The following is a 12181-nucleotide window of genomic DNA, read 5'->3' as shown; positions in this document are numbered from 1 at the left end:
GCGATGACGGCTGACGTCGTCGCGACGAGAAGGGCCGCGCCCCGCAGTGGGGCGCGGCGCCTCCTGTCGCGTCACTGGTACGCCTGGGCGATGACGGCGCCGGTCGTCATCGTGACGCTGGTGCTGGTCGGCTATCCCCTCGGACGCGGCGTGTACCTGTCGCTGACCGACGCGACCGAGGCCAACATGGGCCGCACGATCGGGATGAACGTCATCCCGTCCACGTACGAGTTCGTGGGCCTGAAGAACTACGCCGCCATCCTCACCTCGCCCGAGTTCCTCGGCCGGCTCGCCTGGACGATCGTGTGGACGGTCGTGTGCGTCGCCCTGCACGTGGGCATCGGCCTCGGTCTCGCGCTGCTGCTCAACCGCCCGCTGCGGCTGCGGTCGCTCTACCGGATGCTGCTCGTGCTGCCCTGGGCGGTGCCGGCCTTCGTGTCCGCGTTCATCTGGCGCTACCTGCTGAACGGCGAGTTCGGTGTGGTCAACGCCATGCTGCGGGCCGCCGGGTTCGCCGGGATCGCCTGGCTCGACGACCCGTTCTGGGCGAAGGTCTCGGTGATCGCCTGCAACGTCTGGCTCGGAGTGCCCTTCATGATGCTCGCGCTGCTCGGCGGTCTTCAGGCCATCCCGCGCGAACTGTACGAGGCGGCCGAGGTCGACGGCGCCAGCCCATGGCAGCGGTTCCGGCACATCACGCTTCCGGGCCTGCGCCCGGTGTCGAGCACGGTCGTGCTGCTCGGCACGATCTGGACGTTCAACCAGTTCCCGGTCATCTTCCTGCTGACCCGCGGAGGACCGGGCGGATCCACGGAGATCCTCGTGACGTACGCCTACCGCCAGGCGTTCGAGGGCATCAGGAACTACTCCGGCTCCGCCGCCTGGGGCCTGGTGATCCTCGCGCTGCTCGTCGTCCTGGCCACCGTCTACAAGCGCGCGCTGCGGCGGCAGGGGGAGGCGTGGTGAGCCCCGCCGCCCCCGCACCCGCCCCTGAGCCGAGCCCGGTGCCGAGCCCGGTGCCGAGCCCTGAGCCGAGCCCGGTGCCCGCCCCCGCTTCCGCCGCCCCGGCACCCGCGCCGGCACCCGCTCCCGCTCCCGCTCCCGCCGGAGCGTGGAGCCGCGACCGGCGCACCCCGGCCAGGTCGGCCGCCCTGCACCTCACGCTGATCGCGGCGAGCATCGTGTCGGTGTTCCCGGTCGCGTGGCTGGTGCTGACCTCGCTCAAGCCGAGGAGCGTCATCGAGACGGCCTCGGTCGCGCCGGTCGACCACCCCACCCTCGCCAACTACGCCCAGGTCCTGGGGGAGACCAGGTTCCTTACCTGGGCCGCCAACTCCGTGATCGTGTCGCTCATCACGGCCGCGCTCGGCGTGCTGCTGTCGGCCACCACCGGCTACGCCGTCAGCCGGTTCCGCTTCCCCGGGTTCCGGTCGGTGATGTGGATGCTGCTCATCACGCAGATGTTCCCGGTGGCGATCCTCATCGTGCCGATCTACAACCTGATGGCCGGGCTCGGGCTGATCAACCAGTTCCCGTCGCTGGTCGTCGCGTACCTCACCTCCACCGTGCCGTTCTGCGCGTGGATGATGAAGGGCTACTTCGACACGGTCCCCGTGTCGATCGACGAGGCGGGCCGGGTGGACGGCCTGACCCCCTTCGGCACGTTCTGGCGGCTGATCCTGCCGCTGGCCAAGCCCGGCCTGGCGGTGGCCGCGTTCTACTCGTTCCTCACCGCGTGGGCGGAGGTCGCGTACGCGACCGCGTTCATGACGGGCGACGACAAGTACACGCTCGCGGTCGGGCTGAGCCAGTTCGTCGGCCAGCACAAGGCGGAGTGGGGCCTGCTCACGGCCGCGTCGGTGCTGATCGCGATCCCGGCGGCCGCCGTCTTCCTGCTCGTCCAGCGTCACCTCGTCACCGGCCTGACGGCCGGCGCGACGAAGGCGTGACCCAACATGAGAATCGGGGGATCCCCATGACCGAACTCGCCGTCCCGCCGCCGGTGGTCACCACCCGGTGGTGGCGCGACGCGGTGATCTACCAGGTGTACGTCCGCAGCTTCGCGGACGGCAACGGCGACGGCGTCGGCGACCTGCTCGGCGTACGCAGCCGCCTGGGCTATCTGTCCGACCTCGGCGTGGACGCGATCTGGCTGACGCCGTTCTATCCCTCGCCGATGGCCGACTTCGGCTACGACGTGGCCGACTACCGGGACGTCGACCCGATCTTCGGCTCGCTCGCCGACGCGCGGGCGCTGATCGAGGACGCCCACGGGCTCGGACTGCGGATCATCGTGGACGTGGTGCCCAACCACACCTCCGACCGGCACCCCTGGTTCGAGGCGGCGCTGCGGGCCGCGCCCGGCAGCCCCGAGCGGGCCCGCTACATCTTCCGCGAGGGCAAGGGCGTCGCCGGCGAACTGCCGCCCAACGACTGGGAGTCGATCTTCGGCGGGCCCGCCTGGACCCGGGTCGGGGACGGGCAGTGGTACCTCCACCTGTTCGCCCCCGAACAGCCCGACCTCAACTGGGAGCACCCGGAGGTGCACGAGGAGTTCGCCGACGTGCTGCGCTTCTGGCTCGACCTCGGGGTGGACGGCTTCCGGATCGACGTGGCGCACGGGATGGTCAAGGCCCCCGGCCTGCCCGACGTGGGCGCCGCCGGGCAGGCCGAGATGATCGGCGCCCAGGTCGTGCCGTTCTTCGACCAGGACGGCGTCCACGAGATCCACCGGGCCTGGCGCCGCATCCTCGACTCCTATGAAGGAGAGCGGATCGGCGTCGCGGAGGCGTGGGCGCCCTCGCCCGAGCGGCTGGCCAACTACGTCCGCCCGGACGAACTGCACCAGGCGTTCAACTTCCACTTCCTCAAGGCGCCGTGGGACGCCGTGCGCTTCCGCGAGGTCATCGACGAGTCGGTGCGCACGTCGGCGCTGGTGGGCGCGCCGCCGACCTGGGTGCTGTCCAACCACGACGTCAAGCGGCACGTCACCCGGTACGGCGGCGGCGAGCGAGGCCTGCGCAGGGCGCGCGCGGCGGCGCTGCTCATGCTCGCGCTGCCCGGCTCCGCCTACGTCTACCAGGGGGAGGAACTGGGACTGCCCGAGGTGCTCGACCTGCCGGAGCGGTACCTCCAGGACCCCCAGCGGCTGCGCGACCCCGACAGCGGCCGGGACGGCTGCCGGGTCCCGCTGCCGTGGACCGACGCGGGCGAGCCGCCGTACGGGTTCAGCCCGCCGGGCATCACGGAGAGCTGGCTGCCGGTGCCGGCCGGCTGGCGTGACCTGTCGGTGGAGGCCCAGGTGAGGGACGGCGCGTCGATGCTCAGCCTCTACCGGGCCGCCCTCGCCCTCAGGCGGGAGCGCCCGGAGCTGGGCGACGGCACGCTGACCTGGCTCGACAGTCCGCCCGGCACCCTCGCGTTCCGGCGCGGCGACACGTTCGCCTGCGTCCTGAACATGACGTCCGGATGGGTGGAGATCCCGCACGCCCGCGCCGCGGAGTACGGAGAGCCGCTGCTGGCCAGCAGCGGGCCGGAGTCCTCCGGCGGCGTGGTCCGGCTGGCCCCCGACTCCGCCACCTGGTGGACCAGGGACAATGTCTAAAGTGGTGGCCATGCACAACACGCGCCTCGCTGACATCGCTGCTCAGGCCGGAGTCAGCGAGGCGACGGTGAGCCGCGTGCTCAACGGCAAGGCGGGGGTCGCCCCGGCCACCCGCCAGGCCGTGCTCACCGCCCTCGACCTCATGGGCTACGAGCGGCCCCAGCGGCTGCGCCAGCGCAGCAACGGCCTGGTCGGCCTGGTGATCCCCGAGCTCGGCAACCCGATCTTCCCGGCCTTCGCCCAGGCGATGGAGAAGTCGCTGATCCAGCACGGCTACACGCCGATCCTGTGCACGCAGGAGCCCGGCGGCGCGCCCGAGGACGAGTTCACCGAGATGCTCCTCGACCGGGGCGTCTCCGGCATCGTCTTCGTCTCCGGCCTGCACGCCGACACGACCGCCCGGATGGACCGCTACACCCGGCTCACCGACCGCGGGCTGCCGATCGTGCTGGTCGACGGGTACAGCGACGCCATCCCGGCGCCGTTCATCTCGCCGGACGACCGGCTCGCCGCCCGGCTCGCCGTACAGCACCTGGTGGACCTCGGCCACGAGCGGATCGGGCTCGCGCTGGGGCAGCGGCGCTTCGTCCCGGTGATCCGCAAGATCGAGGGCTTCCGCCAGGCGATGGCCCAGCTGCTCGGCCTGAGCGACGTCGAGAACCTCGTGCAGCACTCGCTGTTCTCGGTCGAGGGCGGGCAGGCCGCGGCGGGCGCGCTGATCGAGCGGGGCTGCACCGGCATCTTCTGCGCCAGCGACCTGATGGCCCTCGGCGCCATCCGCGCCGCCCGCGAGCGCGGGCTGTCGGTGCCGGGGGACGTGTCGGTCGTCGGGTTCGACGACTCGCCGCTGATGGCGTTCACCGACCCGCCGCTGACGACCGTGCGCAAGCCGATCGGCGCCATGGCCGCGGCCGCGGTGCAGACGCTGCTGGAGGAGATCGGCGGCACCCCCGGCAAGCACGTCGAGCTCGTCTACCAACCGGAACTCGTCGTCCGCGGTTCCACCAGCTCCGGCCCTCTCGTCAACCGCTGACGCCGTGCTCCCGCCCCCCTGGGGCGTCTTTCCGAAGGCGAGCGGGGTGCGGGGGTGCGGCGCGGAACGCGATCTGTCCGGGCGGACGGCGGCGCGGTATGCGTATCGCGCCTCACGTGTGCTAAGTTAGACGTAGTTGCAGTTGTGGTACCCATGATGAACTTGTGTGCACCTGACGGTATGTAGCCTCAGGTGCATTTTTGTTTGCCCGGTCTACTCCGGGTGTGGGCCTATCGCGGCAACGCGGAATTCGTGACGACGCGGATTCCGGCCACACCTATCAAGAGGAGATCGACATGGCTTCCGGCACCGTCAAGTGGTTCAACGCGGAAAAGGGCTTCGGCTTCATCGAGCAGGACGGCGGCGGCGCCGACGTCTTCGCGCACTACTCCAACATCGTCTCTCAGGGCGGCTACCGCGAGCTGCGCGAGGGCCAGAAGGTGGCCTTTGACGTCACCCAGGGCCAGAAGGGCCCTCAGGCCGAGAACATCGTCGCCGCCTGACAAAGCGGCGTCACGTATCAGGGCTCGCACCTTCACGGGTGCGAGCCCTGATTCGTTTCCGGCTCCGCATGGCCGCCGCGATGAGAATCGGCGGCACGAAACGCCGATCACGGCCGCGTGGCTTCTCCGGGCGGGCGGTCGCGCGCGTCGTTGACGCGCAGCGCTTCGGCGAGCTGGTCTTCCAAGATGATGATCCGGCAGGCGGCTTCCACAGGAGTGCCCTGATCGACGAGTTCCCGGGCGCGCGCGGCCAGCCGCAACTGGTAGCGGGAGTAGCGGCGATGGCCGCCGCTGGAGCGTTTCGGCTCGATCAGTTTCGCGGCGCCCAGAGCCCGCAGGAACGCGGGGCTGACACCGAGCATCTCCGCGGCCGCGCCCATGCTGTAGGCGGGGTAGTCCTCATCGTCGAACCGGTCTTCGGCCCTGGGTCCGGCCCCGGACCCGGCCGAGTCCGCAATGCCGCCGTGAGCGTGTGTGGCACCCTCGGCAGCCGAACGAGGTTGAACCATACGTTCCTTTCATCACGCGTCAGGGGGCCCCGGCACCTGTCGTGCCGGGGCCCCGAAGAGTTCAACACCATCTACCGGCCATGTCCGGCCGGCCAACTGTTTTCCGCGTCCGCCGTACTGAGCGGCGGCGATGCGGGGATCGCGGATGCGTGACCGTAGACCACCTGCTTCCTGTGGAACTGCGGTACCCGAGCGGCGAGACTCAGCCGGCAACGGGCGATCCTGATGGCGTCAGCACTCCCTTCATCTCTTCTTCCCGGACCATTGTCCGGCTTCACCTGCGGCAGCGCGCCGACGATCAGGGCCTCAACCACTGCACCAGCCCGTCACACCCGGCCTTCTGCCATCGACTTCCGACTTCGTCGTGCTCCGGGCAGTTCGTCGTGATGCAGATACTTCCGCTGCCCGGTCCAACCGTTCCTTACGATGCGAGAAACACTAGCCCCAGCGGGCCCAAATGTCTACTGCGGCGAACACAGATTTTCGGCGCCGGGCGAGGCAGTCTTTCGTCGACCTCGGTGATCTGGCAGCGTCGTACCGCCCTGATTCCGCGCCGCGACCGTCCGGAGCCGACGTGACCCCTGATGACGCCGACGACCGCGTCGTCGCCGACCGCCCGCTCGACGTCCTCGTCGTCGGAGGCGCCGGCGTCGACACCACCGTCTACGTGCCCGAGCTGCCTCTGCCGTACGCCGACACCTACACCGTGCCGCCCGTCGTGGACCGGATCGGCAACACCGGCGCCGGGGTGGCGCTCGGCTGCCGCGCGCTCGGCCTGCGGGTGACGCTCGTCGACCTGATCGGCGACGACCCGCAGGGCGCGCTGATCCGCGCCCACCTCGCCGCCCGGGGCGTGGACTTCCGCCATGCGGTCACGGCGGCGGGCACCCGGCGCAGCGTGCTGCTCGTCGGCCCCGACGGGCGGCGCACCTCGCTGTTCGACCCCCGGGCGGTGGCCGGGGAGCGGCTGCCCCGGGACCTCTACCTGCCCGCGCTCCGCGCGGCGCGGCACGTCCACCTGTCCATCACGGACTTCTCCCGGCACGTGTACGCCGACGTCCCCGCAGGCACGACGACCTCGACCGACCTGCACGACTGGGACGGGGAGGCCGAGCACCACCGCGACTTCGCCCTCTCCTCCGACATCGTCTTCCTGTCCGCAGCCAGGCTCGGCGATCGGCGCGAGAGGGTCATGCGGTCGATCGCGGAGCCGGGCCGCGCGTCGCTGGTCGTCTGCACCGACGGCGCGGCGGGCTGCCACGTGCTGGCCGCGGGCAGCCTGCGGCACTTCCCGGCCCTGCCGCTCCCGGCGCCGGTGGCCGACACCAACGGCGCCGGCGACGCGTTCGTCTCGGGCTTCCTGTACGGCCGCCTGGACGGCCGGCCCCTGGAGGAGTGCGTACGACTGGGCGCCGTGGCGGGGGCGCACGCGTGCACGGTGCCGGGCACCCACGAGGACCCGATCGGCCTGGACGCACTGCTCAGCGCCTGAGAACGCGCTGCTCGGCGTCCGGGGGCGCACTGCTGTACATATAGGAGACGCGTCGCCGCTCCGTGTCACCCCCGCCACGGCTGCGGGCGATGTCTCGCCGCCGCCGTTTTCCGGCGGCGGCTGCGCTGGCCCGCGCGGCCGCGGACCCGGCGGTGCGCCGGCAGGCCGGCGCGGCGGTGCTGCTCGGTTCCGCGGTGCTGTCAGAGGCCGGGATGGGTCAGTTCTTTGGCCATCCGTCGTCGATATGGCCGGTCTCGGTGAGGGTGCGCCAGTCGGCGATCAAGGTTTCGGCCGAATCGATCCGGTGGACGGTGTAATGATCTCCGCGGTACCAGACGCAAAGGGCGACACGCTTCCCGTCATTTTTGAATTCCCGGCTGACGGTTACCTTCTTCCACTGTTCCTTGATTTCCTGGGAGGTGGTGGTGACCTTCAGCTCGTGTTCGTAGGAGGAGCTGACCGCGGTGGAGAATCCCTTGTAGGAGAACGAGAGGTCGAGGCCGACGCGGATGTCGGTGGTCTCCTCGACCACCTGCTCGTTGCGAGTGGTCAGCCCGATGTAGGCCTCTTCGGTCTTGGTGTAGGTGCTGTTGCCGGCGTGCTCGTGGTAAAGCACCTGCTGCCAGTAGCCGTAGCGCCGCACGATGTAGTACGGGCTGTGCTTGGCCTGCCAGGTGGTGTCCTTGCCGGGCTCGTTGATCGCCAGGTAGGGGATGGCGGCCTGGCCGATGAGGATCTCGTCGGTGCGTATCTTGGGCTGCTGGAAGCCCTTGAGCCGGTCCACGTCACCGATCTGGGACGGGTCGGTGTCGATGTGCGCCAAGTTCTCGACCTTGGCCAGGTGGTTGACCCTTTGGAGGGTGAACCGGGCCAGGGTTTCATCGTCGTCCCCGACGAGCAGCGGCGGGTCGCCTGCCTTCTTGCGGCGGGCGTACAGGCTGGTGCTGGCGTTGGTGATCTCGTAGTCGACGCCGTTGCCGACGATGCCCCAGTGGGTGAGAGTGTTGGCCGCCCAGGCTCGCTGCTGGCCGGAGGTCTCGATCACAAGGTTCGTGTCCGCGGCGCTGCTGAGGTTCTCAGGCATCACCAGCTCGCCCCGGTTGGCGTTGACGATCCAGTAGGTGGTGCGTGCGCTGTTGATCGGCATCAGGTGGAAGTAGTTGGCGGGCTCGGGCTTGGCGGCCAGGTCGAGTAGGCACTTGGGCAGCTCGGGCCGGTACACCCGCACGTTATTCCCGTCGGCCTGCTTGATCAGATAGATGCCGCCCGGCTTGAGCGTGGCGCCGGAGGTTTGGGAGGCGTCGTAGGTCTGGTCGGCTGTCGTCACAGCGCGCTCCTTGGGAATGAAGGATCACAGGGAGGCTGGCCTTGCCGCGACCCGGACCGGCGCCTGTGAGGGCGCGGTCCGTCCCCGGCGGCCTGACCTGGCCGGTAGGAGGCTCCAGAACAGGCCGCGGGGGATCGCCGCTGCAGGACCAGGTCGGTGATCTGTCTGGGTGAGAGCCGGTAGGCCGGCGGATCAGTCGGGTGCCGAGACCGTTGCGGTCACGGAGGCGTTGTTGCCGTTACCACCGGTGTAGTCGGTGTCGAAGACCTGGTCGGTCTGGTCCCAGTCGTAGCTGTTGCGTCCCGTGTAGGGGTTGTCCCAGTGGAAGCGGATCCGCTTGCCTGACTGGGTGCAGTTGCTGGCCAGGTAGCTCACCGCGGCCTCGGTGCCGGTCATGACTCCGTCGGACTCGGTCTCGAAGTTGTCGCTGGTGCCGGGCTGAATCGTCCGCGCGGGGTGTGTCACCCAGATTCCGTGGTTGAGCTCCTTGTCGCGCAGCGTCAGCACACACTTGGTGGTGTTGTTGAACGTGACGGCGACGCTGCGCGCCGCGCTCTGCTGTTGTGCCATCGGGTCGTGGGCCGGCGCGGCTTGTGCGGCGCCAGGAACCGCCGCAAGCCCGGCTCCCAGCACCGCTACGGCGGCCAGGTGAACCCAACGGGTCATCGAATGCTCCTCTCCTGAGACGAGATGCCTTTGACCGGACGTCGCGCAAAGACAAGGCAGACCGAAATCGTCTGTCCTCTCCCGGGCGGGGCCGGCTGCGGATTCCCCAGCAATCCCTACGCTAGGTAATCGACTCATGACTCATCGTATTCACCTGTCCTCCTCCGGGCAACGACCGATCCGCCACCATGCCCTTACCAGGAGACGGCACCGCCACCGCACGGAGTTCGTGCACGAAGGCATCGACCTTCGCGTCGTGACCCTTCTTCACCGCGCTCCAGGCCCGGGCTGACGCAAAGGAGCCGCCTGGCGGCGTCACCGTCGAGCCGGACGACCACGGGCTCGGGCGCTCGCGCGGCGGCCTGACGACCAAGCTGCACCTGGCTGTCGAACAGGGCCAGAAGCCCATGTCCATCGTGATCACGGCCGGGCAGCGAGGCGATTCGCCGCAGTTCGAGCCTGTTCTGAACAAGGTCCGTGTCCCGCGTCTTGGGCCGGGCAGGCCGCGCACCCGGCCGGATCGCGTGCGCGCCGACAAGGCGTATGCCTCCCGGAAAGAACCGCGCTTACCTGCGGCGGCGCGGGATCCGCTGCACCATCCCGGACAAGGCCGACCAGGCCCGCAACCGCAAGAAACGCGGCTCCCACGGCGGCCGTCCGCCGAAGTTCGACCCGCAGGACTACAAGGCTCGGCACGCGGTCGAGTGCGGCATCAACCGCCTCAAGAGGCACCGGGCTGTGGCCACGAGGTACGACAAGCTCGCGGTCCGCTACGAGGCGACCATCCTTGTCGCGGCCATAAACGAGTGGCTGTGACCAGCACAGCCGACGCCATGCGCTCTCCGAGGCGGCCAGCAGCTGATGAACCGCCCGACCACGCCTGAGCGCTACGGCGTCTGACGGGGGATACCTGTCAACGCCGGGGATGTCAGGTAGACGTCAGGCAGAAGGGGTGGCCAGCCGGATCCAGGAGTACCCGCCAGCGTCCGTCGCCGGGTTGATGGGCCGGTTTGGCCGCGCCGAGTTCCAGCGCCAGCTCTTCCATCGCATCGAGGTCGTCAGCGCGGAAATCCAGGTGGAACTGTTGTGGCACGTCCTGACCCGGCCACTGCGGAGCCCGGTATCCGTCAACCCTCTGGAATCCCAGATCACAGCCGGAGTCGTCCGTCAGAGCGACGAACTCGTCCGTACTGAAGAGCTCGCGCATCCCGGTCAGTGCACCGTAGAAGCCCGCCAGCACCTGCGGGTCGGCACAGTCCAAAGTCACCCCTCGCAGTACAGCGCCTGGCACCATTCGCTCCTTCGTGTCCGCGCGCCTGTCTCCGTAAGCCGCCGCTGCACGCGATCACCGGCCACAGCCACACCGTACCCGCCACATCCTCCGCTGAAGTAGCGGTTTACCCCTGCCTCAGAGCAACGGGTGATTGTGACCGGCGCTTTCGATACGCGCCCTAGGTGCGGGGGCTGTTCTCGTTGCGGTGCGCCCGGCAGGAACGCCGACGTTCGCCAGACGCACCAACAAAGCGCGTAGTACGAAGACGTGTACGTTGAAGAGTCGCCCACGCGTTGGGCCCGCTCGAGGCCGGTGACGCGACCGCCCCCGGTAAGGCGCACGGCCCCTGGGATGGAGGCGCGTGCAGCGCTGGCCGCCGGGTGAGTTCGATGATGGTGCCGTCGAGGACTATGTGCGGGCTGTGCAATGGATCAGGTCTGACTCCTGGGCATGCCCGCGTTGCAGGGCTGGGTGCCGGGGTCGCGGTAGAGGGCCAGCAGGCAGCGGCCGAGCGCCTGCTGGCCGAACGCGTTGGGGTGCATGGCCTCCTGCTGGTGTCCCTGGCTGATCTTCGCGCCGGCGGTGCCGTACCGTACCCATTCCATCGTGTCGCCGAGTCCGGCGGCGTCGTCCAGCGGGCCGGCTTGGCTTGTGCCCTGCTCGCACAACGCGTGGCCCTCTACGGCGCTCAGCATGCTCAGGAACTCCGCACCGGTCGCGGTGGCGACCCGTCGCAGCATGGCGTCGATCGCGGGTGCGAGGGTGTCGTGCATCAGGTCGAAGTCGGCGTCCCACAGCGGGCAGCCGCCCACGAGCGTACGCTTGGTGGCCTTGCCGCCGCCGCCCTCGCCGTAGCGCACCCGGGCCGAGGAGGGCACCGGAGAGGGATAGGACTGCAGGATCAGCCGGTATCCGGCGAAATGGGCCGACGCCTGGCTCATCACTCGGCGGATCTTCTGAACCGCCAGGGTCACCTGCTGCTCCACCGCCGGTAGCGCAGCGAGAAACCGATCGCCCTCGCCCGTTGAGGCGCAGGAGCGCCTGTCGCCCGCCATGTACATCGCGGCGCAGCGGCGCAGCATCCCGGACAAGTTCAGGTCGTTGCCGCCGATCGACAGCACGACCACCTTGACCAGCTGGGTGGCGGCAACCTGCGCAAGCAGCTCGGCTTGGGAGGCGGTGTTCTCCTTGAACGCCTCGTCGATGACGTGCTGGGTCTCCGCCCCTGAACAGGCCAGGTTGACCGGGGTGAGCCCGGCCTGGCCCAGCCCGGTGATCTCTGCCACGTCGGAGCGGTGACATCCGGTGCCCTCTCCGTGCACGGCCGTGCCGTCATACACCCGCCGGGGGTCGTAGTAACAGATCAACAGCTTGCGATAAGCGGCCCGGTCGGTTCCGCCGCGGGTGCAGCCCGCAGCGGCGGACACCGTACTGTTGCCCCACCACCGGCCTGCCTCGCCGGAGATGAAGCTGTCCCCCAAGGACACCGCCACCTGCTCGGCTGCCTGGGCCTGGGCGGGTGCGGGAACGGCCAGGGCCGTGGCGGTCAGCGCCAGGATTGCCAGAACCCGACCGGCACGCCCGGCACGGCGCACGTGGCGGGGGCGGCGGGGGGCGGCGGGAACGCTGCGGGGGTGCTGCGGGACGGTAGCGCTCACTGCTGTTCCTTTCACGGTGCGTGGGAGACGCCTTCTGAGCCGGCCTTCGGGGTGTGGAAGAACGGAAACGTGTGCCTGACCTCGGTGTTCGGGGGAACGCGAGTACATCCGTGACC

12 protein-coding genes and 1 pseudogene are annotated in these 12181 nt (G+C 69.6%); 8 read left to right on the top strand and 5 right to left on the bottom strand.

Translation table 11 applies throughout. The annotated features are described in order from the left end of the window. The first annotated feature begins 3 nt into the window (after window positions 1–3). The 5 genes from FED44_RS14690 to FED44_RS14665 all read left to right on the top strand — a co-directional run bounded on the left by FED44_RS14690 (window position 4) and on the right by FED44_RS14665 (window position 5140). A complete protein-coding gene (locus FED44_RS14690; protein ID WP_138461023.1) occupies window positions 4–966 on the top strand; it encodes a carbohydrate ABC transporter permease in 963 nt (320 codons plus the stop codon). Continuing rightward, window positions 963–1949, top strand: a complete 987-nt coding sequence (locus tag FED44_RS14680; RefSeq protein ID WP_244301937.1) for a sugar ABC transporter permease — start codon at window positions 963–965, stop codon at window positions 1947–1949. The genes FED44_RS14690 and FED44_RS14680 overlap by 4 nt, the downstream gene beginning before the upstream one ends. A gap of 26 nt (window positions 1950–1975) precedes the next feature. Then, on the top strand, window positions 1976–3604 hold the full coding sequence (locus FED44_RS14675) for a glycoside hydrolase family 13 protein (RefSeq protein ID WP_138461021.1): 1629 nt from the start codon (window positions 1976–1978) through the stop codon (window positions 3602–3604). Window positions 3605–3614: 10 nt separating this feature from the next. Beyond that, window positions 3615–4637: a LacI family DNA-binding transcriptional regulator gene (locus FED44_RS14670; RefSeq protein ID WP_111701044.1), complete on the top strand. Its 1023-nt coding sequence runs from the start codon at window positions 3615–3617 to the stop codon at window positions 4635–4637. A 296-nt stretch (window positions 4638–4933) separates the two neighbouring features. After that, a complete protein-coding gene (locus FED44_RS14665) occupies window positions 4934–5140 on the top strand; it encodes a cold-shock protein (protein ID WP_061253952.1) in 207 nt (68 codons plus the stop codon). 107 nt (window positions 5141–5247) lie between these two features. Here FED44_RS14665 and FED44_RS14660 read toward each other — a convergent pair whose 3' ends face one another. Next, window positions 5248–5520 (bottom strand): helix-turn-helix domain-containing protein, encoded by a 273-nt coding sequence (locus FED44_RS14660; protein WP_187406052.1) that lies wholly within the window; start codon window positions 5518–5520, stop codon window positions 5248–5250. Window positions 5521–6223: 703 nt separating this feature from the next. Between FED44_RS14660 and FED44_RS14655 the strand changes: the two genes are divergently transcribed. Beyond that, window positions 6224–7141, top strand: a complete 918-nt coding sequence (locus FED44_RS14655) for a carbohydrate kinase family protein (RefSeq protein WP_244301936.1) — start codon at window positions 6224–6226, stop codon at window positions 7139–7141. A 217-nt stretch (window positions 7142–7358) separates the two neighbouring features. On the opposite strand, the gene FED44_RS14650 is transcribed toward FED44_RS14655, so the two are convergent. Both FED44_RS14650 and FED44_RS14645 read right to left on the bottom strand, forming a co-directional pair. Further along, window positions 7359–8468 (bottom strand): hypothetical protein, encoded by a 1110-nt coding sequence (locus tag FED44_RS14650; RefSeq protein WP_138461019.1) that lies wholly within the window; start codon window positions 8466–8468, stop codon window positions 7359–7361. 192 nt (window positions 8469–8660) lie between these two features. After that, entirely contained in the window at window positions 8661–9134 is a 474-nt protein-coding gene (locus tag FED44_RS14645; RefSeq protein ID WP_111700956.1) for an aegerolysin family protein, read from the bottom strand. A 362-nt stretch (window positions 9135–9496) separates the two neighbouring features. Between FED44_RS14645 and FED44_RS38455 the strand changes: the two are divergent. Together FED44_RS38455 and FED44_RS38450 are read left to right on the top strand one after the other, a co-directional pair. Further along, a pseudogene (locus tag FED44_RS38455) lies at window positions 9497–9628 on the top strand (IS5/IS1182 family transposase); the annotation flags it as partial. A gap of 49 nt (window positions 9629–9677) precedes the next feature. Further along, on the top strand, window positions 9678–9950 hold the full coding sequence (locus tag FED44_RS38450; protein WP_208759003.1) for a transposase: 273 nt from the start codon (window positions 9678–9680) through the stop codon (window positions 9948–9950). Between the two features lie 112 nt (window positions 9951–10062). On the opposite strand, the gene FED44_RS14635 is transcribed toward FED44_RS38450, so the two are convergent. Together FED44_RS14635 and FED44_RS14630 are read right to left on the bottom strand one after the other, a co-directional pair. Then, window positions 10063–10401, bottom strand: a complete 339-nt coding sequence (locus tag FED44_RS14635; RefSeq protein WP_244301935.1) for a VOC family protein — start codon at window positions 10399–10401, stop codon at window positions 10063–10065. 437 nt (window positions 10402–10838) lie between these two features. After that, window positions 10839–12065 (bottom strand): GDSL-type esterase/lipase family protein, encoded by a 1227-nt coding sequence (locus FED44_RS14630; protein ID WP_167521473.1) that lies wholly within the window; start codon window positions 12063–12065, stop codon window positions 10839–10841. Window positions 12066–12181 lie beyond the last annotated feature (116 nt).

It is taken from the genome of Microbispora triticiradicis, from assembly GCF_005864065.1.
Taxonomy (GTDB): domain Bacteria; phylum Actinomycetota; class Actinomycetes; order Streptosporangiales; family Streptosporangiaceae; genus Microbispora; species Microbispora triticiradicis.
Note: the sequence above shows the minus strand (reverse complement) of the source record. Positions and strands in the feature narration are given on the sequence as shown.

Excerpts from the sequence above, each read along its gene's own strand:
- FED44_RS14690 (WP_138461023.1), top strand. The coding sequence starts at position 4 with ATGACGGCTGACGTCGTCGCGACGAGAAGGGCCGCGCCCCGCAGTGGG.
- FED44_RS14675 (WP_138461021.1), top strand. The coding sequence starts at position 1,976 with ATGACCGAACTCGCCGTCCCGCCGCCGGTGGTCACCACCCGGTGGTGG.
- FED44_RS14670 (WP_111701044.1), top strand. The coding sequence starts at position 3,615 with ATGCACAACACGCGCCTCGCTGACATCGCTGCTCAGGCCGGAGTCAGC.
- FED44_RS14665 (WP_061253952.1), top strand. The coding sequence starts at position 4,934 with ATGGCTTCCGGCACCGTCAAGTGGTTCAACGCGGAAAAGGGCTTCGGC.
- FED44_RS14660 (WP_187406052.1), bottom strand. The coding sequence starts at position 5,520 with ATGGGCGCGGCCGCGGAGATGCTCGGTGTCAGCCCCGCGTTCCTGCGG.
- FED44_RS14645 (WP_111700956.1), bottom strand. The coding sequence starts at position 9,134 with ATGACCCGTTGGGTTCACCTGGCCGCCGTAGCGGTGCTGGGAGCCGGG.
- FED44_RS38450 (WP_208759003.1), top strand. The coding sequence starts at position 9,678 with ATGCCTCCCGGAAAGAACCGCGCTTACCTGCGGCGGCGCGGGATCCGC.